Genomic DNA, 25,864 nt, shown 5'->3' on the forward strand with positions numbered 1-25,864 from the left:
TCCAGGGCCTCGATCAATTCGCAGAATGCCCGCGCAAGACGGTTGCGGCCCCGGCGAACATGTCGCCGGGGCCGCGTTCTCCCCCGGATGGGCAGGAGGGAGACGCTCGCCGTCGCGCCGCCGCGGCTCAATACTCCGAGACCGCGAGGGAGACCGATCGGCGCGAAAAGACCTTCATGCCAAGCGCCCGCACATCTGCACGGGCTGGGCGAGATTGAAGTAATTGGGAGAGCTGGCCATCACCGCCTGGTGAATCTCCTGATACTGCTCGGGCGTGCCATTGCCCCGGATATGGACCGTATAATTGATCCGCCGGTAGCCTGGCGGGATGTCCTCATCGAGGCCGAGGAAGCCAGCCAGGTCGAGTTCGCCTTCGGTCTCGATGCGGCATTCCTCCAGCTTCACGCCGCGCACGGCGGCCTGGGCAACATAACCGACCATCATGCAGGCGTTCAGCGCCGACAGCAGCAGCTCCTGCGGATTGGGCGCGGTGTCGGTGCCGAGCAGTTCGCACGGCTCGTCGGCGACGATGGTAAAGCTGCGCGGGATCGGATCCCCGGCGCAGGTGAAGGATTCAACGGTGGACTCGGAGCGGGTCTGCCCCTTCCATTCCGTCTTCACCCGGAAGGCGGCGGCCCCGCAGGCGGGGTTGCCACGGACGGTCTCGATCATCTCGCCAAGTGCGTCGAGATCGATGCCGTTGAGGGTGTTGCGGGTGAGAATGTCGGTCATGGTCGGGGTCTCCGTGCTGGAGGTCACGAGAAGGCCGGGGCAATTTCGGCGATACGATCGCGAGCGCTGGGTGAGATTGCGGCAAGGGTGCCGGTGAATCGCGGATGGATCATGCCCGAGCCCAGATAGGTCCAGCGCAGCGCCTGGTGCTGCTGGGCCTCGAGCTCTGCCCGCACCGGCTCCGCGAGCCGGCGCCCGGCTGCCCGCTCGAAGGCGTCGAGATTGAATCTCGCCTGGGCCCTCAGGCCCTTGTCGAGAAAGGTACCGATTTCGAGATACTCGCCGATCGCCGAATCGATGCGTTCCGGGTCGCGGCCGTCCGCCAGGGCCTCGACCATCAACGTGTCGAGCTTGGCGTGCTGCGCTTCCTCCATCCAGTGATGCTTCAGGAGGCTCTTGAAGAGCGGATCGAGGGCCGCATCGTTCCGGACGGATCCGAGATAATGGCTCTGCGTCATCCACTCGACGTGGAGGATCAAGAGTGCGACCGCGAGAGGATCGTGGCGCAGCACCTCGGCGCCGATCGTCTCCGCCGGCCCGATCGTCTCGCACGGGGTGCCGAAGCTCTCGGTGAACAGCGCATGGAAGCGCCGGAACAGATGGATATGCTTGGCTTCCTCGCCGGCGAACTGCAGCAAGGCGCGGACCCGGACGTCATCCCCGTTCAGTTGCGGGCGGGCATGGTCCAGCACGAAGGGGAGGATGAACTCCTCGACCAGCCCGAACAGAACGAGATATTCGTGGCCGCGTATCTGGTTGAGCAGACGGCGCTCATCCGGAGAGAGGTACGGCACGCATTCGGTGCGGGCGAGAGTCTCGGGCATGAAGCAGCGGCCGAAATCGAGGACGGCCCCCTGGGGGAGCACGTCCTCGATCTGCCAGGCCGCACGGACCGACGAGGCCAGAACGTCCCGAAAGTTGAAGTCGTGATGCACGGCATTCTCCACGCGTCGAGTTCAGGCGACTTCGGGTTGGCCGGCGATCGTCTGCTGGATGGCCAGGGCTCCGAGCGCGCCGCTCATGGTCGCGGAGCTCGCTCCAAGCGCCGCCGCGGCGATCAGCAGAAAACGCAGCCGGTTCTTCTTCTTGTTGCTCGTACTCATCTTCATTCTCCTCGTGACTCGAAAGGCGCGCCACGAGGGCCGTTCTGGACGAAGCCGGTTTCAGCCTGATGCCGTCGGGGAAGCAAATGTGTGTCAATTGTTACGGCGAACCGTAATGGGTTGAAGCGCGGCGGCTTTTCGCGCAGCCGCCGATGCTGCTATAGCGATTCGGGGGAGTCGCAGGCGTCCTGCGGGGAAGGGGCGATGCTCAGAACAGCCGATCTCGAGCCGATCAAGGCAGCCGTCGTCAGCTCGTCGCTCGACGCGATCGTCGTCATCGACGACTCAGGCGCCGTGCTCGCCTGGAATCCGGCGGCCGAGACGCTGTTCGGCTATTCCCAGGAAGAGGCCGTTGGCCGGCCCGTCGCCGAGCTCATCGTCCCCGAGAATCTGCGCGGCGCCCATAAGCAAGGATTCGAGGCTTATCTCGCCGGCCGCCCGGCCCGGGTGCTCGGCAAGAGGGTCGAGACGCAGGCCTCGTGCAAGGACGGCAGAATCATTCCCGTCGAGATCACCATATTGGAGATCGGCATCGACGATCGACGCATGTTCACGGCCAATATCCGCGACCGGTCCGACGATGCCGCCCGCGACGAGGAGCTCGAGGATACGCGCCGGCAGCTTCACCTCGCCGTTCAGGGCGCCGATCTGGGCGTGTGGACGTTCAACCCGACCAATGGTGCCTTGTGGTATTCGGAACGTTCCCGACAGTTGATCGGCCTCGGCCCGGACGACGTGCTCGACGTCCCGACCCTGCGGGCGAGAGTTCATCCCGACGACTGGGAGCGGCTGTCCGAGCCTTACTATCAGGGCTTCCCGCACGAGACGCTCGCCATCGAGTATCGCGTCATCCGGCCGGACGGGGAGCTGCGCTGGATCTACGCGCTCGGCGCTGCGGAGCGGGACGCGGCCGGGATAGCGCGCGAGGTCCATGGCATCCACCTGGACATTACGGAACGCAAGCGCGCCGAGGAGGAGCTTGAGAGTATCCGCCGTCATCTCGAGCTGGCGGTGGAAGGCGCGCAGCTCGGGGTCTGGTCGTACAATCCGGTCACCCGCTCCGCCTGGTTCTCGGATCGGTCCCGCGACCTGCTCGGGCTCAAGGACAATTTCCTCCCCGACGCGACGTCGGTGCGCGAGTGCATCCACCCCGACGACTGGGAGCGGCTGGTCGGCCCCCAATTCCGGCATTTTCCCGACCAGCCAGTCGGGATCGAATATCGCACCTTGCGGCCGGACGGCGAGGAGCGCTGGGTCTATTCACTTGGCGCGGCCGCGCTGGACGAGGCCGGAACCATGCAGTCGGTGCACGGCATTCACTTCGACATCACCGATCGCAAGCGCGCCGAGGAAGAGCTCGCCCGTTCGCGCGACGCCCTGGTCCAGTCCGAGAAACTGGCTGCGCTCGGCGCGCTGCTCGCCGGGGTCAGCCACGAGCTCAACAATCCGCTCGCCGCGATCGTGGGCCAGGCCGAGATGCTTGCCGAGGATGCCCAGGGCACGCCGATGGAGCAGCGCGCCAACCGGATCAGCGCCGCTGCCGAGCGCTGCGCACGGATCGTCCAGACCTTCCTTGCCATGGCGCGGCAGCGGGAGCGTCAGCTCGGCCAAGTCAACCTCAACGACATCATCGCTTCCGCGCTCGAGCTGACCGACTATAGCCTGCGCACCTCGGGAATCGCCGTCCGGGTCAATTTCGGCAGCGGCCTGCCCCCGGTCGAGGGCGACCGCGACCAGCTGCATCAGGTGCTCGTCAATCTCATCGTCAACGCCCAGCAGGCGATGGAGAAAGGCGAAGCCTTCGAGAAGGTGCTGACCATCCGCACCTCGGTGAACCAGGCGGGGCGAGTCCTGGTCGACGTCACCGACACCGGACCGGGCGTTCCGGAAGCGATGCGCCGACGCATCTTCGAGCCCTTCTTCACCACCAAGCGCCAAGGTCAGGGCGGCGGAGGAACGGGGATCGGGCTTTCCTTCTCGCAGGGCATCGTCGAGGCGCATGGCGGCACGATCAGCGTGCAGCCCAGCCGGCGCGGAGCCCATTTCCGGATCGAGCTTCCGGCCGCCGCCGGCCAGCCGGTCACCGTCGTGCCGCAGATGGAGGTGGTCATAGCCGAAGCGGCGCCGAGCTTGCGCCGATGCCTGATCGTGGAGGACGAGCCGGACGTCGCCGACACGCTACGCGAGCTGATCGCGCGCGAAGGGTTCGAGGTCACGGTCGCGGCGAACGGGAGCGAAGCCCTTCACGCCATCGACCGCAACGCCTTCGACGTGCTGCTGTCGGATCTGAGGATGCCGCAGCTCAGCGGCGCCGAGCTCCACGAGCGCCTGTCGGAGACCCACCCGGAGCTGGTACAGCGGATGGCCTTCGTCACCGGCGACACGATGGGCGACCGGATGGGCGAGTTCGCGCGCAGCTGCAGCCGTCCGGTGCTGGAGAAGCCTTTCACCCGCGCCGGGGTACGCGCGCTCCTCGCCGCCCTGATCAATCCCGGAGCTTGAGATGAGCGAAGCGGCGCACATTGTGGTGGTCGACGACGATGCCGACGTCCGCGAGACGGTCGCGGAGTATCTGCGGCGCAACGGCTTCGCAGTGAGCGAGGCCGACGGCGGCGACGCTCTGCGAGGGGTGATGAGCACCCGCCCGATCGACCTCGCGTTACTCGACATCAACATGCCCGGCGACGACGGCCTGACCCTGGCGCGCGAAATAAGGGCGTCCGGGCCGGCCGGAATCATCATGCTGACCGCGAACAATGACGATCTCGACAAGATCGTCGGGCTGGAAGTCGGCGCCGACGATTATGTCACCAAGCCCTATAATCCGCGTGAGCTGCTGGCCCGGGTCAAGGCGGTACTGCGCCGGGCGAAGGGGGCCGGCGGCGGCAGCGCCGCGACCTTGGGCCGCGAGGTGCAGATGGGCCGGTGCCGACTGAACCTGGACACGCGCAAGTTGTTCGAGCCCGACGGCAGCGAGGTGGCGCTGACCGCGATGGAATATGACCTGCTGCGCACCTTCGCGGAGAATCCGCGTCGGGTCCTGAGCCGCGATCAGCTGCTCGACCTTGCCCACAGCAAGGAGATGGAACCGTTCGACCGCTCCATCGACACGCGAATCGCCCGGATCCGCCGCAAGATCGAAGCCGACCCGTCCAAGCCGGACTGCCTGCGAACGGTGCGCGGCGCCGGCTATGTCTACAATCCGGATTGTCGGACGGCTTGATATCCAACGACCCACATTCTCACGTCATCCCATCCCGAGCTGGGATCCAGGTCGGGCTCGGTCGGACCGCCGCCAGCGAGCAAGCCTGGGGCCTCGGACTTGGGTGAGATGGCTCGGTTTCCTCACGTCGAATATTGGACCATAGAAGCCGTAGAGGGGCGAACGTGCTTGATCGAATTCTCTTCCTCTTCCTCCTTGTTTCGCTCTTGCCGGTGACCGCCGAAGCGAGCGCCCGTCCCCGCGCCCGCGAGGCCGGAATTGCGATCGGCATCCTCCCGACCGGCCCCTTGAACGCGATCACCGACGTCGCCGGCGTTCGCGTCGGCCACGTCACGCTGATCGAAGGCGATTCGATCCGGACCGGAGTCACCGCGATCCTGCCGCACGGCGGCAACCTCTATGCGGACAAGGTGCTCGCCGGTTTCGCGGTGGCGAACGGCTACGGCAAGTTCATGGGCTCGACCCAGATCGAGGAGCTGGGCGAGATCGAATCGCCGATCCTCCTCACCAACACGCTGAACGTGCCGGAAGCGGCCGCCGCGGCGATCGGCTGGACGCTGCGCCAGCCGGGAAACGAAGAAGTGCGATCGGTCAACGCCGTGGTCGGCGAGACCAATGACGGCTTCCTCAACGACATCCGCAAGCGTGTCGTCACGAGCGATCACGGCCTGGCCGCCATCGAGGCCGCGCGCGAAGGGCCGCTAGCCGAGGGATCGGTCGGGGCGGGGACCGGAACTGTGGCATTCGGCTGGAAGGGCGGGATCGGCACCAGCTCACGCCGCTTGCCCGAGCGGCTCGGCGGCTGGACCATCGGGGTCCTCGTCCAGGCGAATTATGGCGGCGTGCTCACCATCGACGGCGCGCGCGTCGGCGAAGCACTGGACCGCTATTTCCTGCGCGACGCCCTGCAGTCCGGATCGGGCGACGGATCGGTGATCATCGTCATCGCCACCGACGCGCCGCTCTCCGACCGCAATCTGGAGCGGCTGGCGCGCCGGTCCTTCCTCGGAATCGGCCGGACGGGATCGCCGATCACCAACGGATCGGGTGATTATGCGGTCGCTTTTTCGACTCACGAGGGCGTGCGGCGAACTTCGGCGCGGCGTGCGGCGCCGTCGAGCATCGAAGAGCTACCCAATGAAGCCGTCTCCCCGCTCTTCCAGGCAGTCGTCGAGGCCACTGAGGAGTCGGTGATCAACGCCTTGTTCGCGGCCGAGACGATGGACGGACATCAGGGCAGGATCGAAGCGCTTCCGATCGAATCGGTGGCCCGCCTCCTCGGCGGACCTGCCCGTGAGGACCCGAATACCCAATCGCCCTAGTGCAGGCCGGACGGCTTCCGCCCCAGGACACGCGACCGCAACGTCTCCCTTCGGGTTCATTCGTCGTTCATGCCGCGCCATGTGATAGTGTAACATCGATTTCGACCATGGAGGTGACGATGCGTGCGCTGATCCTGGCTTCGATGACCGCTCTGGTGGTGACTGGCGTGCCACCCGCCCCCATCGCGCCTCTTCCCGCCCAGGCGCCCGAGCGCCGAACCGCGGCGGTCGATCCCGACGCAATCTGCGCGCCCTATATCCAGGGCTTCCACAATCTGCATGGCGGCGGCCGCCGCCTTGTCCGGCAGCAGGCCGGAACGGTGCGGACGTCGCCCCAGCCGCATGTCATGGTGCCGACCTCCCCGCTTCCTCCGCCTCCGCCTCCGCCTCCGCCGCCGCCTCCGCCCCCGCCTCCAGCGCCCCCTCCGCCCGTCACCGGACAGGCCGCCAGGGAGGACGCATCCGACCTCACAGTGACGGGGAGCCGCGCGACGTCCGCCCCGCAATATAGCGCCCAATCCCCGACGACCGTGATCGGACCTCCTGGGCGTCCCTTCCAGCCGATGCCGCGCGAGGATCGCGAGCGCTATGCAGGCGAGGATGTCGCCCTGGTCCAGGCGGTCGCCGATGCGCCGGTGTCCACCTTCGGAGTCGATGTCGACACCGGCAGCTATGCGAATGTCCGGCGGATGCTGACCCAAGGGTCAATGCCGCCCCAGGCGGCGGTCCGCACCGAGGAGATGCTGAATTACTTCCGCTACGATTATCCGCGCCCGGAGGATCGCAGCCGGCCGTTCAGCATCACCACCGACATGACGACGACACCGTGGAACGAGAATACGCGGCTGCTCCGCGTCGGCTTGCGCGGCTACGACCTGCCGCGTCGCGAGCGGCCGTCGGCCAACCTCGTCTTCCTGGTCGACGTGTCGGGATCCATGGCGAGCGTCGACAAGTTGCCGCTCGTGCAATGCTCGCTAGCCTTGCTCGCCGAGCGGCTGAACCCGCGCGATCGGGTGTCGATCGTCGTCTATGCCGGCGCCGCCGGCCTGGTGCTGGCGCCGACGTCGAGCCGCGGGGAGATCGTCGCTTCGCTCAAGCGGCTGATGGCGGGCGGATCGACCGCCGGCGCAGCCGGCATCCAACTGGCTTACCGGATCGCGCGCCAGAACATGATCGAGGGCGGGGTGAACCGGATCATCCTTGCCACGGACGGCGACTTCAACGTCGGCATCACCAACGACGAGACCTTGATCGACATGGTCGAGCGCGAACGCGCGGCAGGGATAACGCTGACCACTCTCGGCTTCGGCACCGGCAACTACAACGAAGCGATGATGGAGCAGATCGCCGACCACGGAAATGGCAATTACGCCTATATCGACTCGCCGCGCGAGGCACAGAAGGTACTCGACCAGGAGCTCGCCTCGACCCTCTTCACCATCGCCCAGGACGTGAAGATGCAGGTCGAATTCAACCCCGCCTATGTCAGCGAGTATCGACTGATCGGCTACGAGAACCGGCTGCTCGCCGAGCAGGATTTCGACAATGATGCGGTCGATGCCGGCGACATCGGCGCCGGCCACCAAGTGACGGCACTCTACGAGCTCGTTCCGGCCGGAAGCCCGGGTTGGCTGCCCGACCGGCGCTATCCGGCAAACCGGCGCCAAGCGGCGGGAAGCGCCAATGAGGAGCTCGCGTTCCTGCGCCTCAGGTACAAGCTGCCGGGCGAAGACGAATCGCGGCGACTGATCGAGCGGCCGGTCCGGGCGGGCCTCGTCCGCAGCGCCCGGGCGCCGAACGGCGATACTGCCTTCGTTGCTGCCGTGGCGGCCTACGGCCAGCTGCTTCGCGGCGACACAAATCTCGGCACCTTCACCTTCGCCGACGTGCGCAATCTCGTCCAACGCGCAAGCATTGACGATTACTGGCGTCGCGAGTTCGTGCAGCTCACCGAACTGGCGGAGCGCCGTCGGCTCGCCGGCGGGGGAGAATGAGAGGACGGCCGCTTCCCCGTGGCCCGGGCCGCTCTCTCGCAGGCGGAGGCTAGCGGGCGGGCGGCTTTCTGAAGCGCATGACGAACTGGTCGGTGCGGCCGCGTATAGCCGGATCGAAGACGGTGACGGCGTGGTCATCGCCCGGATTGCTCAGCACGTCGCTGGACCCGACATATTCGAAGCCGGCTTGCTCGACCTGACGCCGGACAATCTGCGGATCGATTCGGTGGAGACGTTCGGCGTCGCGCAGACCCGATCCCGGTTCGGCCGCATGATCGATGATGAACCAGGTCCCGCCGGGCTTCAGCATGTCGAATACGGCGCGGTTGAGCTGGGCCGGATCCGTCCGCCCCATGAACTCCGCCGGATAGTCATGATAGTTCTGCGAGGTCCACACCATGTCGAGCGGCTCGGGCGCCGTGAGGATCGGCGTGGGCTGCACCTGAACGGTGACGTTCGAATAGGCGTCCGAGGTTGCCATCTGCTCGAGCTCGGCGACGTTGCCGCGAGCGAAGCGCGCATAATGTTCCGGCCAGACCGCATAGACCCGGCCCTCGGGACCGACGATCCGGCTGAAGATCCGGGTCCAGTAGCCATTGCCCGGGATGAGATCGAGGACGCGGTCGCCGGGCTTCAGGCCCGAGAGCGTGACCAGCGCGCCAGGCTTGCGACGTTCGTCGGCGCCGCGTTGCGCCGCCCGCCCCGTATCGTCGAGCGCGGCCTGGACGTAGGCCGGCACGTTGGCGGGGTCCGGAAGCGCCGGAATCGCGGCCGCCGCCTTATTTGCGTCCGTGCCCGCCGTCTCTCCGCAGCTCGAGAGCATTGCCGCCGCGGCAAGCAAGGCCGCCGCCCATCTACCCGCTCCGGCCATTCCGCCTCCTCTTCCCCGTCATGAGGATCGCCGCTCCACTGCTGCCTTGCTCCGGCATTTCGATCAATCCGGCTCAGAATTCGACGAGCGGTCACGACGCGTCGCGGCTTTACGCGCCGCCGCAGGCTGGGGCATGAGCGGACGATCAGGGAGGATGCCGCAATGAGTGACGAGCCTTCGATCCAGGCCAGGCTCGCCCGCCTGGAAGCGCAGGCCGGCAAAGCTTCGCCAGCGCCTTCCTCGAACTTCGACAGGGTGGCGAAATATCTGCCCTGGCTGGCCTTCGCCCATGTCGCGATCGGCGCGCCGACCCTCCTCCTCACTCTGGTCCTCGCCTACGCCACCTTCGTCCAGGCCGATGCGACCAGGAAGATGCAGGTCGGCGGTGCCTTGCCTTACGTCGCCTACGGCACGAGCAATGCGAACGAGGAGGGCGAGGAAGAGATTTCGCTCAACCTGTCCAACGATGGCGTCGGGCCGGCGCTGCTTGGACCGATCGAGATACGATATGACGGCCAAGCCATGCGCGACGCACAGGAGCTGCTCGCGCGTTGCTGCGGGCTGCAGGCGGGGCAGGGTCAATCCTTCTCGGTGGCGCCGGCCAGCAGCATAGCGCTTCGGCCGGGAGAAAGGGTGGACGTTCTCCGCATAACGCGGACGCCCGCCAATGCAGCGGTCTGGGACCGGCTCGATTCCGAACGGTGGAGGCTCCGCGTCCGGTCCTGTTACTGCTCGATCTTCGACGATTGCTGGACCATCGACGGGACGCAAAGCCAGCCGCAGCCGGTCGAGGGCTGCCCGACAGACTGGACCGTCTACTCGGTGCGGCTGCAAGGCCAGGCGGAGGAAACTCCACCCGTTTCCTGAACCGCCGCCGGAGTCCAGCGGCTCTTTCGGCGAGCCCGCTTCTCGGCGAGGGTCTCGCCCTCATAGGAAACCGGAACAGCCGCCAGGTCGGGGCGCGGGTCGTCGAAGGCGTTGAGGTTCAGGGTGGCGCAGAGCGCGCCGCCAATCTCGGCTACCGCGCCCAGATAGACGCCGCAGCGACCGCAGAGGATATAATCGCTGGATCGGGTTCCGAAGCGGTAGCGCCAAGCTTCCGGCCCAAGGAGCAGGTGCGCCATCCCTTGCGGATCGGTGACCGTCCGCGCGCCATGCCTGCGGCAGAAACCACACTGGCATGCGCGCGGCGCAAGCGGCGCAGCCGTGACCAGTTGGAGCCGATTGGCGCCACAATGGCAGCGGCCGGTCAGACTCGGGTCCATGCGCCCTGGTCTTGCCGGCCAGCCGTGGACGGTGTCGGAAAGCGGTAGAGCGCCCGTATCCGCTCACCGTCCAGCAACGCGAAGTCGATTCCGGTGGCGAGCGACGGCCGGCCCGGCGGACCGAAGGTCCAGGCCAGGCAGGCCATCTCATTATGCGCGGCGACGCTCCCGGAAGGTCTGAAGGTCCAGGAGCTGTGCCCCGCCAGAAGCTGCTCGGCCCACCGATCGATCGCGCGGCGCCCTTTCAGTCCCACTCCGGGCTCGACCAACAGGCAGTCCTCGGTGAACAGCAGGTCGACGGCCCGACGGCGCCGATCGGGCCGGTCCTCGCCGAGGACATGGTCGATCCAGTCATGCATGATCGCCACGGCCGTCCAGCCGGCAATGTCCGAACGGCGCAGGAGGTCGGCATCATCGATGGAAGCGAGCAGCCGGTCGAACGACAGCATTGTAGGTCTCCGCAAGGCGTTGTCTTGGCCGTACCCAATCATGTATGACGCATGTCAACAATGACAATCTTCCCTGATTTTCGGCCAATAGGCCTGTCGTGACGCGCAAGGATCGCCTTGTCCTCTTCGTCGCGTTCGACACGGTTTCCGCGCTGGACCTGTCGGGACCGCTCAGCGTGTTCGCCGGCGCGTCGGCCTTCCTCAAGGAAGACGGGAAGACCGGCTATGACTGCCGGATCGTGTCGATCGACGGCGGACCGGTCCGGACCGATCTCGGCGCCGCCTTCCTGAGCGAACCCGTGGACGCCTTCCGCGACTCGATCCTCGACATGGTGATCGTTCCCGGCTCGGTCTCGATGGACAGAGCGCTTGGGGACCAGCGCCTCATCGACTGGATAAGGATACAAGGCGCGCGCGCGCGCCGAACCTGCTCGGTCTGCGCCGGAACCTATGTCCTGGCGGAAGCGGGCCTGCTCGACGGCCGTCGAGCTGCCACCCACTGGGCGCACTGCGATGCGCTTCAGCGGCGCTATCCCTCCGTCAAGGTCGAGCGGGATCCCATCTTCGTGCAGGACGGACCGATCTGGTCGTCGGCCGGCGTGACGGCAGGCATCGACCTCGCTCTTGCGCTGGTCGAGGAAGATCATGGCCGCGAGCTCGCCATGCTGCTCGCCCGACAGCATGTCGTGTTCCTCAAGCGGCCGGGCGGACAGTCGCAGTTCAGCATGCTCCTCGAGAGCCAGTCGATGGAAGGCGAAGCCTTCTCCGATCTGCACAAGTGGATCATGGAGCGGCTTGACGACGCCGAAGCAAACCTGACGATCGAGCGACTGGCCGAACGCGTCGGCATGAGCCCACGCAATTTCTCGCGAGTCTATAAGGCGAAGACGGGCCGAACGCCCGCAAAGGCGATCGAGCTTTTCCGCCTGGAAGTGGCGAGGCGGCTGCTCGAGGAGACGGACGAGCGGGTCCAGAGCGTAGCGCACCGGACCGGCTTCGGCGACGAGGAACGGATGCGCACCACCTTCCATCGTCATCTCGGCGTCAGCCCGCGCGAATATCGGGACCGCTTCGGGCCGCGCGTCTCGCTCAGGCTGGCGTCCTGAGAAGGCCGAAAGCGGCCCCCCGGCAATGCCTCACACGTCGAGATTGGCGACGTTGAGCGCATTCTCCTGGATGAAGTCGCGGCGTGGCTCGACGACGTCACCCATCAGCCGGGTGAAGATCTCATCGGCAAGATCGGCCTGCGCGACCTCGACCCTCAGCAGGGAGCGGTTGGAGGGATCGAGCGTCGTCTCCCAGAGCTGGTCGGCATTCATCTCGCCGAGGCCCTTGTAGCGCTGGATGGCCAAGCCCTTGCGGCCCGCGGCGAGGATTGCCTCGAGCAGCTCGCTTGGGCGGGTGACCCGCGCGCCCTTGGCCGGAACCGCGGACTGCTCCTCGCCCTCGGCGCCGGTTTCCTCGTCGCCGGCCGGCTCGGACGCGTCCGCCGCGGCCTGAGCCGCCTTGATCGACACCAGGCGGGACGGGTGCGCATAGGCGGCTGCCTGCTCGGCGGCGAGGCCGTGGAGCTTGCGCGCCTCGGCCGACACCAGGAACTTGTGATCGATGATGTGGTGGTCGGTAACGCCACGCCACAGGCGGCGAATCAGAAAGTCGCCGTCGACGCCGATCTCGGCCGTCCAATGGCCGCCTTCGCCGGTGCCGCCCTCTCCGAGATTCAGCCATTCGGCCGCCCTCGCGAGGGATGCGGCGCGTCCCTTGTCGTCCAGCTGGGGATCGAGCGCACCGGCCAGGGCCACCGCCTCGATGATCGCCGGATCGTAGCGGCGCGGCACGTAGCGCATCAGGCTGCGCATCCGCCTGGCATGATCTGCCAGCGCACGCAGGTCCTCGCCGGAACGCGGGCCGTCCACCGTTTCCAGCAGCATGCCGCCAATGCCCCCCTGAACGAGATATTCGTCGAGCGCGGCATCGTCCTTGAGGTAGACCTCGGACCGGCCTTTGGCGACTTTGTAGAGCGGCGGCTGGGCAATGAAGAGATGGCCGCGCTCGATGATGTCCGGCATCTGCCGGTAGAAGAAGGTGAGCAGCAGCGTGCGGATGTGGGCGCCGTCGACGTCGGCGTCGGTCATGATCACGATCTTGTGATAGCGCAATTTCTCGATGTCGAAATCGTCGCGGCCGATGCCGGTGCCCATCGCCTGGATCAGGGTGCCGACCTCGCGTGACGAGAGCATGCGATCGAAGCGCGCGCGCTCGACGTTGAGAATCTTGCCGCGCAGCGGGAGGATCGCCTGGAAATGGCGGTCGCGACCCTGTTTGGCAGAGCCGCCGGCGCTGTCGCCCTCGACCAGGAACAGCTCCGACTTGGCCGGATCGCGTTCCTGGCAGTCGGCGAGCTTGCCCGGCAGCGAGGCGACGCCGAGAACGCTCTTGCGGCTCGCCTCGCGTGCCTTGCGGGCCGCTTCGCGCGCCGCGGCGGCGTCGATGATCTTCTGGATGATGGTGCGGGCGTGGCCCGGATTCTCCTCGAGCCACTCCGCCATCTTGTCGGCCATCAAGCTTTCGAGCGGCTGGCGCACCTCGGAGCTGACCAGCTTGTCCTTGGTCTGGCTGCCGAATTTGGGATCGGGCAGCTTGACCGAGACGATCGCGGTCAGGCCTTCGCGCATGTCGTCGCCGGTGAGGCTGACCTTCTCGCGCTTCATCATGCCGGACTTGTCGGCATAATTGTTGAGCGTGCGGGTCAAAGCCGCGCGAAAGGCGGCGAGATGGGTACCGCCGTCGCGCTGCGGAATGTTGTTGGTGAAGCAGAGGACCTGCTCATAATAGGAATCGTTCCACTCGAGCGCGACCTCGATACCGACGTCGTCGCGTTGCCCGGTGACCGAGATCGGCTCCGGGATGAGCGGCGTCTTGGCGCGGTCGAGATAGCGGACGAAAGCGGCGATACCGCCCTCGTAATAGAGCTCTACGCTCTTCTCCTCCTCGTGGCGGGCGTCGGTGAGGATCAGCCGGACGCCGCTGTTGAGGAAGGCGAGCTCGCGAAAGCGGTGCTCGAGCGTATCGAAGTCGAACTCGACGATCTTGAACGTCTCGGGCGAGGGCAGGAAGGTCACCCTGGTGCCCTTCTTCCCTGGCGGCGCGTCCCCGACCACCCGCAACGGCGCCTCGGGCTCGCCGCCGTTGAGAAAGCGCATAAAATGCTCCTTGCCATCGCGCCAGATGGTGAGCTCGAGCTTCTCCGACAGCGCATTCACCACCGAGACACCGACGCCGTGGAGGCCGCCCGACACCTTGTAGGCGTTGGCGTCCGACGCATTCTCGAACTTACCTCCGGCGTGGAGCTGGGTCATGATCACCTCGGCCGCCGACACCCCCTCCTCGGAATGGATGTCGGTCGGGATCCCGCGGCCATTGTCCTCGACCGAGCAGGAGCCGTCCGCGTTGAGGGTGATGCGGATGAGGTCGCAATGACCGGCCAGCGCCTCGTCGATCGCATTATCCGAGACCTCGAACACCATGTGGTGAAGGCCCGACCCGTCATCGGTATCGCCGATATACATTCCGGGCCGCTTGCGGACCGCGTCGAGGCCTTTCAGCACCTTGATGGATTCGGCGCCGTACGTGCTTTGATTTGGGGAGCTTGCCATGTCGATCATATAGGCGGCGAAGGGTTCGAACCCAAGGAAAATCGCGGGATTCGCGGGCCGGATCGCAGGTGCAGCAAAGCCCTTCGATCAGGCGGGGCGGACGACCCCATCCCTGACTTCCAGCCAGCTCGCACCATCACCTATTCCGACGAACAGCCCGGGCTCGGTTCCGGTCATCCAGACCTGGCCGCCGGCCGCCTCGAGCCTCTCGAACAAGGCGGCCCGTCGGACCGGATCGAGATGGGCCGCGATCTCGTCAAGAAGCAGGATCGGGCGGCGTCCGGCCCGTTCCGCCACCAGCTCGGCATGGGCCAATACGAGGCCGATGAGCAGGGCCTTCTGCTCACCCGTCGAGCAGAGCGAGGCGGGCTGGCCGCCCTCGCCCCCGACCGGCAGCGATCCCGCGGGACCGCTCAGGGCCGGCTTGCCGAGATGGCTGACGATGAGGTCGGCGCGATGAGGGCCGTCGAGCGCGCGCCCCGCCGCGGCATCGCGCTCGCGCCCGGCGGCGAGACGGCGGGCGAGATCGCCGGCGCCACCGCCCGTCAGCGCCAGGCCGGCACGGGCGAACGGGCCTTCCGGCGCATCCGCCAGTCGGTCGGCAAGCAGGGCCACCGTCGTGGCGCGGGCCTCGGCCAGAGCAGCGCCATGCTCGGCCATCCGGGCTTCGAGCGCGGCGAGCCAAGCCTCGTCGCGCGGGGGTGGCTCGGCCAGCAGCTTATTGCGTGCGCGCATCGCGGCGTCGTAGCGGGTCGCCTGCGCCGCGTGGCCGGGGTGGAGCGCGAGAACAAGCCGGTCGAGGAAGCGGCGGCGCGCCGAGGCGCCTTCGACGAACAGGCGGTCCATCGCCGGCGTGAGCCAGAGCACCGACAGCCATTCGGACAGGGAGTTGGCGGCGGCGGGCGCGCCGTTGATCCGCACCTGGCGGCGGTCGGGGGCGGCAGCGGTCGTGCCCGTGCCGATGTCGATCTCGGCGGAACCGGGGCTTTCCCGAGTCCCGACCTGCTCCCCTGAATCGGCCGGAGAGATCCGGGCCGCGACGGCGAAGCCACCGGGACCGCCGCGCCGTGCCATTTCCGCAAGGGTGGCGCCCCTGAGCCCGCGGCCCGGGGCGAGCAGCGAGACCGCCTCCAGGAGGTTGGTCTTCCCGGCGCCATTCTCCCCGCTCAGGATGACGAATCCGGGGCCCGGAGCGACGACGGCGTCGGGATAGGAACGAAACTGGCTGAGGCTGAGGCGGCGGACGGCCATGCGCCCTCCCTATCGGCAATGACGCGCAATCGCCATGCGGGCACTAGAGCCTGAGAACGCCGCGCCGCTTTTCGCCGCCCTCGCGTCCGTCTAAGCCCGCAGGCGATGCATGCGACGACCCCCCCTACGGTGGAGGAGCCGATCACGGTCGCGGGCAACCGTCTGACCCTGCTCGCCGACGGTCCGGACCGCCTGGAAGCGCTGATCGCGCTGATCGAGGGCGCCAAGGAATCGCTGCGGGTCCTCTATTACATATGGGAGGATGACGACACGGGGCGACGGGTCCGGGACGCGCTCGTCGCCGCGCTGGGGCGCGGCGTCTGCGTGTCGCTGCTCGTCGACGGGTTCGGCGCGGCGAACGCGACCGAGGCCTTCTTCCAGCCGCTGATCGACGCAAAGTGCCGGTTCTGCCGGTTCGCGCCGCGGTTCGGCCGGCGCTACCTGCTGCGCAATCACCAGAAGCTCGCGCTCGCCGACGAGCGGCGGGTCATCATTGGCGGGTTCAACATCGCCGACGAATATTTCGGAACGATCGAAAGCGGGGCCTGGCGCGATCTCGGCCTGCTGGTGGAGGGCGAAAGCGTCTCCTGCCTCGCTCCCTATTTCGACGACCTGTTTAGCTGGGCGTCGAAGCCGGATCCGCGCATCCGGCAGCTTCGCCGGATCCTCAGCCGGCGGAGCCACACAGACGGCGCGCTCCACTGGCTATTCGGCGGGCCGACCCGGCGGCTGAGCCCGTGGGCACGCGCGGTGCGGCGCGACCTCCGGGCGGCAAGGCGGCTCGACCTCGTTGCCGCTTATTTCGCGCCCGGGCCGGCGCTGCTCCGGCGAAGCGGGAATGTCGCGCGGCGAAGGGGCGAAGTGCGTCTGATCACCGCCGCTAAATCGGACAATGGAGCGACGGTCAGCGCCGCCCGCCACACCTATTGGCTGCTGCTCAAACGGGGCGTGAGGATATTCGAGTATCAGCCGACGAAGATGCACACGAAGCTGTTCGTGCTCGACGACGTCGTCCATATCGGATCGGCCAATTTCGACATGCGCAGCCTCTATCTCAACCTGGAGATGATGCTTCGAATCGAGGATCCCGGCTTTGCCGGCGCGATGCGGCGCTTCGTCGACGGTGAGGTCGCGCAATCCGTCGAGATCACGCTGGACACGCACAGCCGGCAGCGCACCTTGTTCAACCGGCTGCGCTGGGGATTCGCCTATTTCCTGCTGGCGATCGCCGACTATCGCATCTCGCACCGGCTCAACTTCCGCAACGAACCCTTGGCGGGATAAGCCATCGGCCCAGGCGAGCCGATCACGCGACCACCCGTCGACCCGTCATGCCAGTTCAGGAAAGTTGCGCTCGGGTGCCGGCTTTCCGCCGGTACCCAGGAAGCCCCTTGCGTGCCGCTCAGTCCCTCCAGGCCCAGAAAAGCTGGGCGGGCGGGATGTTGACCCATTCGAAACCGCGATCGATCCGGTCGAAATAAGGGGCCAGGAACTCCCGCACCTTGGGCGAGAATTGATAGACCAGGAACGCGCCGCCGGGACGCAACGCCTCGGCCGTCTCCTCCGCGATCTTGGGCCCGAGACCCGGGGGCAAGGTCGAGAAAGGCAGTCCGGAAAGGACGTAGTCGGCCTGCTCGAAGCCGCAATCGGACATGATCTGGCGCACGTCGGCGGCCGAGCCGGTCACGGCGAACAGCCGGCTGTCGGCAAACTTGCGCCGAAGAAAGCTGGTGAAGTCGGCGTTGGTATCGATCGCGATCAGCGTCGCGTCGGGCGCCAGGCGCTGCAACAGATGTTCGGTGAAGGTGCCGACACCGGGACCATATTCGACGAACAGCTTGCAAGACGCCCAATCGACCGGCTCGAGCATCCTGTCGATCAAGGCCTTGGACGAAGGGATCACCGATCCCACCATCACCGGATGCTTGATGAATCCGCGCAGGAAGTGCCACAGGGGGCCGCCGCTCAGATCGCGCGCCAGGCGGCTATCGCGCCGCGCTTCGTCCCAGGATGCCGACATGCTGCCTTCCAGAATGTTACGGAAAGATGATGCGTTGGCAAATCGCCGACCGGTTGGCAAGAAGCAAGCCATCCTTCCCCGTTTCACCATCAACCTCGCTCCCGGAGAAAGGCTCCCTGTCTCGTCGAGGTGGCGAAAGAAAAACTCAAGCTTGTGAACGGGTTCGGCCTATCGCGTGAACGCTTCGCTGTGCTGTTCTCCGTGATGCTGGTCGCCGCGGCCGGCAATACGGCGATGCAGTCGCTGCTCCCGGCCATCGGCCGCGACCTCGGCGTCGCCGATATCTGGGTGGCCATCGCCTTCAGCCTGTCCGCGGTGCTGTGGGTGGTGACGGCGCCTTATTGGGCGCACCGCGCCGACCGGCGGGGCCGGCGGGCGCTGATGCGCCTCGGCCTCTACGGCTTCATCATATCGATGCTGATCTGCGGTGCTGCCCTGGCTGCCGGGCTGCAGGGCGGCCTCGGACCGATGGCGGTGTTCGTCATCTTCATGCTCGGCCGGACGATCTACGGCGCATTCGGATCGGCTTCGCCGCCCGCCGTGCAGGCCTATGTCGCCGCGCGCACCGAGGGGCAGCAGCGCACGAGCGGCCTTGCGGCGATCGCCTCCTCCTTCGGCCTCGGAACGATCATCGGGCCCGCCATCGCTCCCTTGTTCATCTTCGAGCCGCTCGGCCTATCGGCTCCCCTGTTCGCCTTCGCGGCCATCGGTGTGCTGGTGCTCGCCGCTTTGGCCCTGCGGCTTCCGGACGACACGCCTCGCGCGGAGGCGCGCGGGCCGATCGTCTCCTACCCCTCGATCGGTGGCGGCGGCGCGTCGGTTCGGGAGGAGGCCGGCACGCCGGCCAAGCTTGCATGGCGCGATCCGCGGGTCTTGCCCTGGCATGTGATCGGGGCCGTCGGGGGACATGGCCATGCCGCGCTGCTGGGCGTTATCGGCTTCCTGGTCATCGATCGGCTGAACCTGCCGCTGGATCACGCCCAGCAATGGATCGCGATCGTGCTCATCGCCGGCGCGGCGGCGTCGCTGCTGGCGCAATGGTGGTTGATCCCGCAGCTTGGACTGGAACCGCGCCAGCTCGTCGTGTGGGGATGCGTGCTCGCCGCCGGCGGCCTTGCCATGACGGGATTTTCCCAAGGGATCTACGGGATCACGATGGGATTCGCGCTTGCGTCGCTCGGTTTCGGCTTTTTCCGGCCCGGCTTTACCAGCGGCGCCTCGCTCGCCGTCGCCCCGCACGAGCAGAACGCGGTTGCCGGCATGGTCACGTCGGTCAACGGAGTCGCGTTCATCGCCGCCCCGGCGCTCGGCGTGGCACTCTACACGGTCGCGATCCCGCTTCCCTTCCTCGCCACGGCCGCGCTCATGCTCGGCCTTGCCGCCTGGACCGGCCTTGCCTTCAGGCCTGCGCGCCTGGAGGAGTGAAGCCTGGACGGCCTAGCTATTCCTTTCCGCCGGGACGAGGCGTGAGCATGCCTGGATGGATGAATCCGATGCCGCCGGATCCGACGCTGCGTGCGTCCTGTTTCAGGTGCGCCTGGATCTGTTCGTAGTCGCGCTCCATTTCGGGCGTGACCGAAGCCCGCGTTTCGGCGAGCGCTCGTTCGAACTCCGCCATCGACACGACTCCCGCCTCGATCGAGGCCCTGAGCGCGAACAGGCCGGCACGCCGGACCAGATCTTCCAGATCGGCACCGGTAAAGCGCTCGGCCCGCGCAGCGATCGAATCGAGGTCGACATCGTCCGCTAGCGGCATGCCCTTGGTGTGGATTCCGAGAATGTGGCGACGGCCGGCCTCGTCGGGCACCGTGACGTAGATGAGCTCGTCGAACCGGCCCGGCCGCAGCAGCGCCGGATCGATCAGATTGGGCCTGTTGGTGGCCCCGATAACGACCACCGACTGAAGCTCCTCGAGCCCGTCCATCTCGGCCAGGATCGTGTTGACCACCCGCTCGGTCACCTGAGGCTCGCCAAGGCCGCCGCCGCGGGCCGGAACCAGGCTGTCCAGCTCGTCGATGAAGATGACGGTCGGCGCGACCTGGCGGGCGCGGGCGAAGAGCCTTGCGATCTGCTGCTCGCTCTCGCCATACCATTTGGACAGGAGGTCCGACGACTTGGTCGCGATGAAGTTCGCTTCCGCCTCACGAGCCGTCGCCTTGGCGAGCAGCGTCTTGCCGGTGCCCGGCGGTCCGTAGAGCAGGAATCCCTTGGCCGGACGGATGCCGAGCCGCCGAAACGCGTCGGGATGCTTCAACGGCAGCTCGACGCCTTCGCGCAGCCGCTCGCGCGCCTCGTCGACCCCGCCGACATCCTCCCAGCGCACCGTCGGCATCTGCACCATCACTTCGCGCATTGCGGAAGGCTGGACCCGCTTCAGCGCCTCGTCGAAATCCTTGCGAGTGACCGATAGCCCGTCGAGCACCTCGGGCGGGATCGTCCCGTCCTCCAGGTTGAGCTTCGGCATAATGCGCCGCACCGACTCGATCGCCGCCTCGCGGGTGAGAGCGGCGAGGTCGGCACCGACGAATCCGTAGGTCTTGCGCGCCAGCTCCTTGAGATCGACCCCGTCCCCGAGCGGCATGCCGCGGGTATGGATGGCGAGGATCTCCCGCCGGCCGCTCTCGTCGGGCACGCCGATGACGATCTCGCGGTCGAACCGGCCAGGCCGGCGAAGTGCCTCGTCGATCGCTTCGGGCCGGTTGGTAGCGGCGATGACGACGAGATTCTGGCGCGGCTCGAGCCCGTCCATCAGCGACAGAAGCTGTGCGACCAGGCGCTTCTCGGTCTCTCCGGTCACCTGGCCGCGCTTGGGCGCGATCGAATCTATCTCGTCGATGAAGATGATCGACGGCGCGGCGTTGCCGGCTTCTTCGAACAGCTCGCGAAGCTTCTTCTCGCTCTCGCCGTAGGCCGAACCCATGATCTCGGGCCCGGCAATGTGAAAGAAGCTGGCATCGCTTTCATTGGCAACCGCGCGCGCCAGCCGGGTCTTGCCGGTACCGGGAGGCCCGTGCAGCAGCACGCCCTTGGGGGGATCGACGCCGAGCCGCTCGAAAATTTCGGGATAGCGCAGCGGCAGCTCGACCATCTCGCGCAGCTGATCGATCGTCGAGCCGATGCCGCCGATATCGTCATAGGTGACGTCGGCGCGGCGGGTTTCCTTGGCTTCGGTATATTCGGGTCGGAGTTCGACCTCGGTATTGGCGTCGATGAGGACGATTCCCTTGGGAACGGTCGAGACGACGACCAGCCGGATCTCCTGCAGCGCATAAGCCGGCGCGGTGAGCATCTGCCTGAGCTCGGGCGGGATGTCGCCACGCATGATCTGCTGCTGTCCCGTCGTGGCAACCACGTCGCCGGCGGTGAGCGGCTTCATGCCGAAGCTGCGCTTGAGCGCATGAGCGGAGCCGTGCAACCGCAGGTTCTTCTGAGCCGGCGCAAAGACGACGCGCTGCGCCGGCTTCGCCTCGGCCTTGCGGACCTCGATGAAGTCGCCCGACCCGATCTCGGCATTGGCGCGCTGGAGGCCGTCGAGCCGGATGATCTCCAGGCCCTCGTCCTCCGCATAGGGGCCGACCGCCCGGGCCGGAGTGGTTCGCTTCCCGATCAGTTCGACCACATCGCCTTCGGCGAGGCCGAGCTCCGTCATCAGCGCACGCGGCAGTCGCGCAATACCGCGCCCGCTGTCGTCAGGTCGCATGGTTGCGACCTGGAGTCGCCGGGGTTTCCGTTCTTCGTCGGCCATCAGCTATCGCCCTCCATCGGAACCCCACATAGGCACGGAGAACGGATGGTCCAGACGAGGGTTCAAAAAAGGGCGACCAGCGGCCGGTCGCAGAATAGAAATTGACAAAAAAGGGCCGGCCCCGAAGGACCGGCCTTTGAAGTTTTTAGGAGAGGATGCCTGAAAGGCGAGGTCCTTTTCGCGCCTGCACACTTATTGTGCAAGTGCGAAGAAAGTTGCTAGAGATGCAGAAAATGCACGCACTCTTCCTTAGATGCACTCCGTCGGTGGGTCGAGCGGCCTTGTGTGCACCGCACAAAAGGTACGACCTAAAGGGGGCAGGCCGATGAAGCGCCTGCCGCCTTTGTCGGCGTTGGAGGCCTTCGTCCACGCCGCCCGGACGGGTTCGGTCAAGGCGGCCGCCGAGGCGCTGGCTTTGTCGTCGCCGGCGCTCACGCGACGAATCCAGGCCCTCGAGCGCCATGTCGGCCATCCCCTGTTCGAACGGCGGCACCAATCGATTCACCTCAACGAGGCGGGCGAGCGCCTGCTCGGCGACGTCGGGCCGGCGCTTGACGCGATCGGAGTGGCAATCGAGCGCGCGTCCGGCAAGGGCGAGCTGATGCGCCTCAAGCTGGCGGTGCTGCCGCTGTTCGCCTCCTATCAGCTGATGCCGCGCCTTTCGAAGCTCCGCGAGATCGAGCCGGACCTCCACATAGACATTGACACGCGCCCGCACGCACTTGCGCGGCTCGACGAGGGTCTTGACGTCGCGATCACTCTGACCCGTGAGGTCGAGCCGCCGCTCTATGCCAGACGTCTGGGCGCGAATCGCGTGGTGGCGATCGGCGCGCGCCACCTCGCAGAAGGGCCGCGGGCGCTCACCGCTCCAGCGCAGCTTCGCGAAGCGACGGTGCTGCTCCACCGCGACCTGCCCGACGCGTTCGACGCCTGGCGCGAGGCGGTCGGCCTTCCCGGCCTCGAACCCGCGGCGATCGACATGTTCGATTCGGGGCAGCTCATCCTGAACGCCGCGGCCGAAGGGCTGGGCGTCGCGTTCATGTTCGAAATGCATCTTGAAGGGGCGCAGGATCCGCGCCTGGCGCGGCTGTTCGACGTCGCGGTCGAGAGCCCCTATTGCTACTGGTTCGCCTGTCGGCGCTCGGCGCTGAACCGCCGACCGGTGCGCCTTTTCCACGATTGGCTGATCAGCGAGCTGGGCTAGAGGTCATCGGCCCGCCGCGAATTCCGGCACGCCAGATATTCAGGGCCGGCCTCAGAAAGCCGCGCGTCCGAAACCAAGTCAGCCCTGCAACCGCGCGACGATCCGGCGCAGCAGTGCGCGCGGGACGAAGCGGGTGGCCTGCGCCGTGGCCTTGTTGAGCAGCCCCGGCACGACCACCGCCCGATTTCGGTCCAGCCCCTTCAGGCCGGCCGCGGCGACGGTGGCGGCATCGGCGAGGAAGCCATCGAAGCGGCCGTCCCGATAACCGGCGACGGTGCCGAATTCCGTGGCGGTCGGGCCGGGGCACAGCGCCGATACCTTGATGCCGCTCCCCTTCAGCTCCTGGTGAAGCGCCTCGGTGAAGGACAGCATATAGGCCTTGCTGGCGAAGTAGACGGCGAACCCCGGACCGGCCTGGAAGGCGGCGGTCGAGGCGAGATTGAGGATCGCACCGTGGCCGCGCTCAAGCATCGGCGGGAGCACCAGTCGGCACAACTCGGTCGGCGTCCGCACGTTCAGATCCACCATCTCCCGCTGCCGATCGAGTGACAGCTGCCCGAAGCGGCCGACCAGCCCGAAGCCGGCATTGTTGATCAGTACGTCGACGGTGAGCCCTTCCGCCTCCACCTGATCGATCAGGCTTGCCGCCGCATCGGGAAGTGAAAGGTCGGCGACAAGGACATGAACGCGCCCGCCGAGTTCGACCGCAAGAGAGTCCAGCCGGTCGCGCCGCCGGGCGACCAGGACCAGCTCGTCGCCGCGGCCGCCGCATTGCCGGGCGAACTCGGCGCCCAGTCCCGCCGACGCTCCGGTGATCAGGGTCACGGGACGGGCCACGGGCTCCGGACCCGCCGAGCCGCGCCTCAGGCTCGCAAGCTGGCCTTCACGATCTTGCCCGGCGTGGCGGGCGGCTCGCCCTTCGGCAAGGCGTCCACATGTTCCATGCCTTCGATCACCTCGCCCCAGACCGTATATTGCCCGTCGAGGAAGCGACAATCGTCGAAGCAGATGAAGAACTGGCTGTTGGCGCTGTTCGGATCGTTGGTACGCGCCATCGAGGCGGTCCCCCGAACATGCGGCTCGCGACTGAACTCCGCCTTCAGGTTCGCCTTGGACGAACCGCCGCCGCCGGTGCCGGTCGGATCGCCGCCTTGGGCCATGAAGCCGTCTATGACCCGGTGGAAGACCACGCCGTCGTAGAAACCTTCTTCGGTCAGATCCCTGATCCGCTCGACGTGGCCGGGCGCGAGGTCCGGACGCAGTCGGATGACGACGTCGCCGCCGCTGTCGAGGCTGAGCACCAGGGTGTTGCGTTCGTCCGCCATGTTCCGACTCCTTCGGTTCCGTTCCTCCGCGCGGCCTTAGGGCCGGCGCGGCCGTTGCGCCAGCCCGGCGCGACGCGTTCCCTGTGCCTTTCCTCCGACACCATCAGCCACTAGATGGATTCGGGCGAGAGGCTCCCGGCCTGCGCGCATGACCCTTAGATGCAACGATCTTCCGAGTCGGTGGACGATTCCCTTCGGCTCGGAATCCCTTTAGAAAGCGGCGCTTCCAGGCGCCGGGAGGAGCGGGATGAGCGACAGCGACCTCGAAGCTCCCGATGGTGCCTCGCCGACCGAAGCGCCGGCGGCGGAAAGCCGACACGACGAGGACGACCGTCTGAGGCCTGAGTTCGTCCGCTCGGTGGTCGAGCGGGTCCAGGCCGGCGACGCCGAAGGCGCCCGCCTGCTCGTTGAGCCACTGCATCCGGCCGACATCGCCGACCTTCTCGAGCTGGTCGATCGCGACGACCGGCGCTCGCTCGCCGCCGCGCTGGCAGGGCTGCTCGACGGCGATGTCCTCGCCGAGATGAACGACTGGGTGCGCGACGAGCTGCTCGAGGCGCTCGAGCCCCACCAGGTCGCCGAGATCGCCGGCGAGCTCGAGACCGACGATGCGGTCGCGATCATCGAGGACATGGAGGAGGAGGATCAGCGCGCGGTGCTGCGGGCGCTCGATCCCGACGACCGCGCAGCGATCGAGGAAGCGCTGTCCCACCCGGAAGATTCTGCGGGCCGGCTGATGCGCCGCGACGTGGTCGCGGTGCCGGAGCATTGGACCGTGGGGCAGGTGATCGACTTCCTAAGGGCGGACGAGACGCTCGCCACCGATTTCTTCGAGATATTCGTCGTCGATCCGGCCCACCGGCCGGTGGGCACCTGCCTGCTCTCGTGGGTCCTGCGGACCCCGCGACAGGTCGCCGTCGCCGACGTGATGCAGCGCGAGCAGACCCTGATCCCTGTCGACATGGACCAGGAGGAAGTGGCGCTTCGCTTTCAGAAATATGCCCTGGTTTCGGCCGCGGTGGTCGACCATGCGGGCCGGCTGGTCGGGATGATCACCGTCGACGACGTGGTCCACATCATCCAGGAGGAAGCGAGCGAGGACGCCTTCCTGCTCTCCGGCGCGGGCATCGAGGGCGACATCAACGAGCCGGTGCGCGACAGCTACAAAGCGCGGGTACGATGGCTGATCACCAACCTAGCCACAGCTCTCGTCAGCGCGACCATCATCCTGCAGTTCGGCGTTGCGATAGAGCAGATGGTGGCGCTCGCCGCCCTAGGGCCGATCGTCGCATCGATCGGCGGCAATGCCGGAACGCAGACGATGGCCGTGGCGGTCCGGGCACTGGCCCTTAACCAGCTTACCCGCTCCAACACCTGGCGTGCGATCTGGCGGGAGCTGCGGGTGGCATTGCTCAACGGCTTCACCATCGCCCTGCTGCTCGGCCTTGGAGCAGGGCTCGTATTCGGGGATCCGCAACTGGGGAGCGTCATCGCCGCCGCCGTCCTGATCAACATCGTCATCGCCGGCCTCTCCGGAGTGGCCGTGCCGATCATTCTGGAGCGGCTTGGCCAGGATCCGGCCGTCGCCTCATCGGTGTTCCTGACGATGATCACCGATTCGATGGGCTTTCTGATCTTCCTCGGCCTCGCCGTCGCCTCCGGCCTCGTCGGCTAGCCAAGCCCTTGATTTGGCGCGCTTCGGCC

Annotated in this window: 22 protein-coding genes; 10 read left to right on the top strand and 12 right to left on the bottom strand. The window is 67.0% G+C overall.

All coding sequences use genetic code 11. The features are described 5' to 3' along the window. Positions 1-174: 174 nt before the first annotated feature. From EKM57_RS08145 to EKM57_RS21825, 3 genes are read right to left on the bottom strand one after another with little or no spacing between them, the layout of a single operon-like run. Entirely contained in the window at positions 175-732 is a 558-nt protein-coding gene (locus EKM57_RS08145; RefSeq protein ID WP_129791991.1) for an OsmC family protein, read from the bottom strand. Between the two features lie 23 nt (positions 733-755). Next, positions 756-1,679: a diiron oxygenase gene (locus tag EKM57_RS08150; protein ID WP_129791992.1), complete on the bottom strand. Its 924-nt coding sequence runs from the start codon at positions 1,677-1,679 to the stop codon at positions 756-758. A 9-nt stretch (positions 1,680-1,688) separates the two neighbouring features. Continuing rightward, the gene (locus tag EKM57_RS21825; protein ID WP_165357279.1) at positions 1,689-1,835 is read right to left on the bottom strand and encodes a hypothetical protein; all 147 of its coding nucleotides are present in this window, start codon (positions 1,833-1,835) and stop codon (positions 1,689-1,691) included. Positions 1,836-2,039: 204 nt separating this feature from the next. Between EKM57_RS21825 and EKM57_RS08155 the strand changes: the two genes are divergently transcribed. The 4 genes from EKM57_RS08155 (at position 2,040) to EKM57_RS08175 (ending at position 8,374) form a co-directional block, all read left to right on the top strand. Next, positions 2,040-4,337, top strand: a complete 2,298-nt coding sequence (locus tag EKM57_RS08155) for a PAS domain-containing hybrid sensor histidine kinase/response regulator (RefSeq protein WP_129791993.1) — start codon at positions 2,040-2,042, stop codon at positions 4,335-4,337. Position 4,338: 1 nt separating this feature from the next. Next, positions 4,339-5,058 (top strand): response regulator, encoded by a 720-nt coding sequence (locus tag EKM57_RS08160; RefSeq protein WP_129791994.1) that lies wholly within the window; start codon positions 4,339-4,341, stop codon positions 5,056-5,058. Between the two features lie 164 nt (positions 5,059-5,222). After that, complete coding sequence (locus EKM57_RS08165; protein ID WP_129791995.1) at positions 5,223-6,380, top strand: P1 family peptidase; 1,158 nt, start codon at positions 5,223-5,225, stop codon at positions 6,378-6,380. 119 nt (positions 6,381-6,499) lie between these two features. After that, the gene (locus tag EKM57_RS08175; protein WP_243450950.1) at positions 6,500-8,374 is read left to right on the top strand and encodes a VWA domain-containing protein; all 1,875 of its coding nucleotides are present in this window, start codon (positions 6,500-6,502) and stop codon (positions 8,372-8,374) included. A 49-nt stretch (positions 8,375-8,423) separates the two neighbouring features. Here EKM57_RS08175 and EKM57_RS08180 read toward each other — a convergent pair whose 3' ends face one another. Further along, positions 8,424-9,245 (bottom strand): class I SAM-dependent methyltransferase, encoded by an 822-nt coding sequence (locus EKM57_RS08180; RefSeq protein ID WP_206185349.1) that lies wholly within the window; start codon positions 9,243-9,245, stop codon positions 8,424-8,426. A gap of 162 nt (positions 9,246-9,407) precedes the next feature. On the opposite strand from EKM57_RS08180, the gene EKM57_RS08185 reads away from it, so the two are divergent. Further along, positions 9,408-10,112, top strand: coding sequence for a hypothetical protein (locus EKM57_RS08185; RefSeq protein ID WP_129791997.1), 705 nt, complete (start codon positions 9,408-9,410; stop codon positions 10,110-10,112). Here EKM57_RS08185 and EKM57_RS08190 read toward each other — a convergent pair. Further along, positions 10,061-10,369: a hypothetical protein gene (locus tag EKM57_RS08190; RefSeq protein WP_129791998.1), complete on the bottom strand. Its 309-nt coding sequence runs from the start codon at positions 10,367-10,369 to the stop codon at positions 10,061-10,063. The two genes, EKM57_RS08185 and EKM57_RS08190, sit on opposite strands and share 52 nt — an antisense overlap. A gap of 125 nt (positions 10,370-10,494) precedes the next feature. Continuing rightward, positions 10,495-10,959 carry a nuclear transport factor 2 family protein gene (locus EKM57_RS08195; RefSeq protein WP_165357281.1) on the bottom strand — a complete coding sequence of 155 codons (465 nt, stop codon included), beginning with the start codon at positions 10,957-10,959 and terminating at the stop codon, positions 10,495-10,497. Between the two features lie 98 nt (positions 10,960-11,057). On the opposite strand from EKM57_RS08195, the gene EKM57_RS08200 reads away from it, so the two are divergent. Then, on the top strand, positions 11,058-12,065 hold the full coding sequence (locus EKM57_RS08200; protein WP_129792000.1) for a GlxA family transcriptional regulator: 1,008 nt from the start codon (positions 11,058-11,060) through the stop codon (positions 12,063-12,065). A 30-nt stretch (positions 12,066-12,095) separates the two neighbouring features. On the opposite strand, the gene gyrB is transcribed toward EKM57_RS08200, so the two are convergent. After that, complete coding sequence (gene gyrB / locus EKM57_RS08205; protein WP_206185350.1) at positions 12,096-14,615, bottom strand: DNA topoisomerase (ATP-hydrolyzing) subunit B; 2,520 nt, start codon at positions 14,613-14,615, stop codon at positions 12,096-12,098. Positions 14,616-14,702: 87 nt separating this feature from the next. Continuing rightward, entirely contained in the window at positions 14,703-15,866 is a 1,164-nt protein-coding gene (recF, locus tag EKM57_RS08210; protein ID WP_129792002.1) for a DNA replication/repair protein RecF, read from the bottom strand. Between the two features lie 105 nt (positions 15,867-15,971). Between recF and EKM57_RS08215 the strand changes: the two genes are divergently transcribed. Beyond that, positions 15,972-17,150 carry a phosphatidylserine/phosphatidylglycerophosphate/cardiolipin synthase family protein gene (locus EKM57_RS08215; protein WP_129792003.1) on the top strand — a complete coding sequence of 393 codons (1,179 nt, stop codon included), beginning with the start codon at positions 15,972-15,974 and terminating at the stop codon, positions 17,148-17,150. Positions 17,151-17,268: 118 nt separating this feature from the next. Here EKM57_RS08215 and EKM57_RS08220 read toward each other — a convergent pair whose 3' ends face one another. Beyond that, positions 17,269-17,886 (bottom strand): class I SAM-dependent methyltransferase, encoded by a 618-nt coding sequence (locus EKM57_RS08220; protein ID WP_129792004.1) that lies wholly within the window; start codon positions 17,884-17,886, stop codon positions 17,269-17,271. A 129-nt stretch (positions 17,887-18,015) separates the two neighbouring features. Here EKM57_RS08220 and EKM57_RS08225 point away from each other — a divergent pair, with 129 nt between their 5' ends. Continuing rightward, on the top strand, positions 18,016-19,311 hold the full coding sequence (locus EKM57_RS08225) for an MFS transporter (RefSeq protein WP_243450951.1): 1,296 nt from the start codon (positions 18,016-18,018) through the stop codon (positions 19,309-19,311). 16 nt (positions 19,312-19,327) lie between these two features. Here EKM57_RS08225 and EKM57_RS08230 read toward each other — a convergent pair whose 3' ends face one another. Next, on the bottom strand, positions 19,328-21,631 hold the full coding sequence (locus tag EKM57_RS08230; protein ID WP_129792005.1) for a CDC48 family AAA ATPase: 2,304 nt from the start codon (positions 21,629-21,631) through the stop codon (positions 19,328-19,330). A gap of 325 nt (positions 21,632-21,956) precedes the next feature. Between EKM57_RS08230 and EKM57_RS08235 the strand changes: the two genes are divergently transcribed. Then, positions 21,957-22,835, top strand: coding sequence for a LysR substrate-binding domain-containing protein (locus EKM57_RS08235; RefSeq protein ID WP_129792006.1), 879 nt, complete (start codon positions 21,957-21,959; stop codon positions 22,833-22,835). A 78-nt stretch (positions 22,836-22,913) separates the two neighbouring features. On the opposite strand, the gene EKM57_RS08240 is transcribed toward EKM57_RS08235, so the two are convergent. Beyond that, positions 22,914-23,672 carry an SDR family oxidoreductase gene (locus EKM57_RS08240; RefSeq protein ID WP_129792007.1) on the bottom strand — a complete coding sequence of 253 codons (759 nt, stop codon included), beginning with the start codon at positions 23,670-23,672 and terminating at the stop codon, positions 22,914-22,916. A 26-nt stretch (positions 23,673-23,698) separates the two neighbouring features. Next, a complete protein-coding gene (locus EKM57_RS08245; protein WP_129792008.1) occupies positions 23,699-24,160 on the bottom strand; it encodes a peptidylprolyl isomerase in 462 nt (153 codons plus the stop codon). 247 nt (positions 24,161-24,407) lie between these two features. Between EKM57_RS08245 and mgtE the strand changes: the two genes are divergently transcribed. Then, positions 24,408-25,835: a magnesium transporter gene (gene mgtE, locus EKM57_RS08250; RefSeq protein WP_129792009.1), complete on the top strand. Its 1,428-nt coding sequence runs from the start codon at positions 24,408-24,410 to the stop codon at positions 25,833-25,835. Positions 25,836-25,864: the final 29 nt, after the last annotated feature.

The sequence above is a fragment of the Sphingosinicella sp. CPCC 101087 genome (assembly GCF_004151485.1).
Classification (GTDB): Bacteria; Pseudomonadota; Alphaproteobacteria; order Sphingomonadales; family Sphingomonadaceae; genus Allosphingosinicella.

What these genes read in the sequence shown, in the direction of transcription:
- EKM57_RS08185 (WP_129791997.1), top strand. Translation starts at nt 9,408, where the DNA reads ATGAGTGACGAGCCTTCGATCCAGGCCAGGCTCGCCCGCCTGGAAGCG.
- EKM57_RS08245 (WP_129792008.1), bottom strand. Translation starts at nt 24,160, where the DNA reads ATGGCGGACGAACGCAACACCCTGGTGCTCAGCCTCGACAGCGGCGGC.
- EKM57_RS08235 (WP_129792006.1), top strand. Translation starts at nt 21,957, where the DNA reads ATGAAGCGCCTGCCGCCTTTGTCGGCGTTGGAGGCCTTCGTCCACGCC.
- EKM57_RS08220 (WP_129792004.1), bottom strand. Translation starts at nt 17,886, where the DNA reads ATGTCGGCATCCTGGGACGAAGCGCGGCGCGATAGCCGCCTGGCGCGC.
- recF (WP_129792002.1), bottom strand. Translation starts at nt 15,866, where the DNA reads ATGGCCGTCCGCCGCCTCAGCCTCAGCCAGTTTCGTTCCTATCCCGAC.
- EKM57_RS08230 (WP_129792005.1), bottom strand. Translation starts at nt 21,631, where the DNA reads ATGGCCGACGAAGAACGGAAACCCCGGCGACTCCAGGTCGCAACCATG.
- EKM57_RS08160 (WP_129791994.1), top strand. Translation starts at nt 4,339, where the DNA reads ATGAGCGAAGCGGCGCACATTGTGGTGGTCGACGACGATGCCGACGTC.
- EKM57_RS08145 (WP_129791991.1), bottom strand. Translation starts at nt 732, where the DNA reads ATGACCGACATTCTCACCCGCAACACCCTCAACGGCATCGATCTCGAC.
- EKM57_RS21825 (WP_165357279.1), bottom strand. Translation starts at nt 1,835, where the DNA reads ATGAGTACGAGCAACAAGAAGAAGAACCGGCTGCGTTTTCTGCTGATC.
- EKM57_RS08190 (WP_129791998.1), bottom strand. Translation starts at nt 10,369, where the DNA reads ATGGCGCACCTGCTCCTTGGGCCGGAAGCTTGGCGCTACCGCTTCGGA.
- EKM57_RS08215 (WP_129792003.1), top strand. Translation starts at nt 15,972, where the DNA reads ATGCATGCGACGACCCCCCCTACGGTGGAGGAGCCGATCACGGTCGCG.
- EKM57_RS08180 (WP_206185349.1), bottom strand. Translation starts at nt 9,245, where the DNA reads ATGGCCGGAGCGGGTAGATGGGCGGCGGCCTTGCTTGCCGCGGCGGCA.
- EKM57_RS08175 (WP_243450950.1), top strand. Translation starts at nt 6,500, where the DNA reads ATGCGTGCGCTGATCCTGGCTTCGATGACCGCTCTGGTGGTGACTGGC.
- EKM57_RS08195 (WP_165357281.1), bottom strand. Translation starts at nt 10,959, where the DNA reads ATGCTGTCGTTCGACCGGCTGCTCGCTTCCATCGATGATGCCGACCTC.
- EKM57_RS08155 (WP_129791993.1), top strand. Translation starts at nt 2,040, where the DNA reads ATGCTCAGAACAGCCGATCTCGAGCCGATCAAGGCAGCCGTCGTCAGC.
- mgtE (WP_129792009.1), top strand. Translation starts at nt 24,408, where the DNA reads ATGAGCGACAGCGACCTCGAAGCTCCCGATGGTGCCTCGCCGACCGAA.
- gyrB (WP_206185350.1), bottom strand. Translation starts at nt 14,615, where the DNA reads ATGGCAAGCTCCCCAAATCAAAGCACGTACGGCGCCGAATCCATCAAG.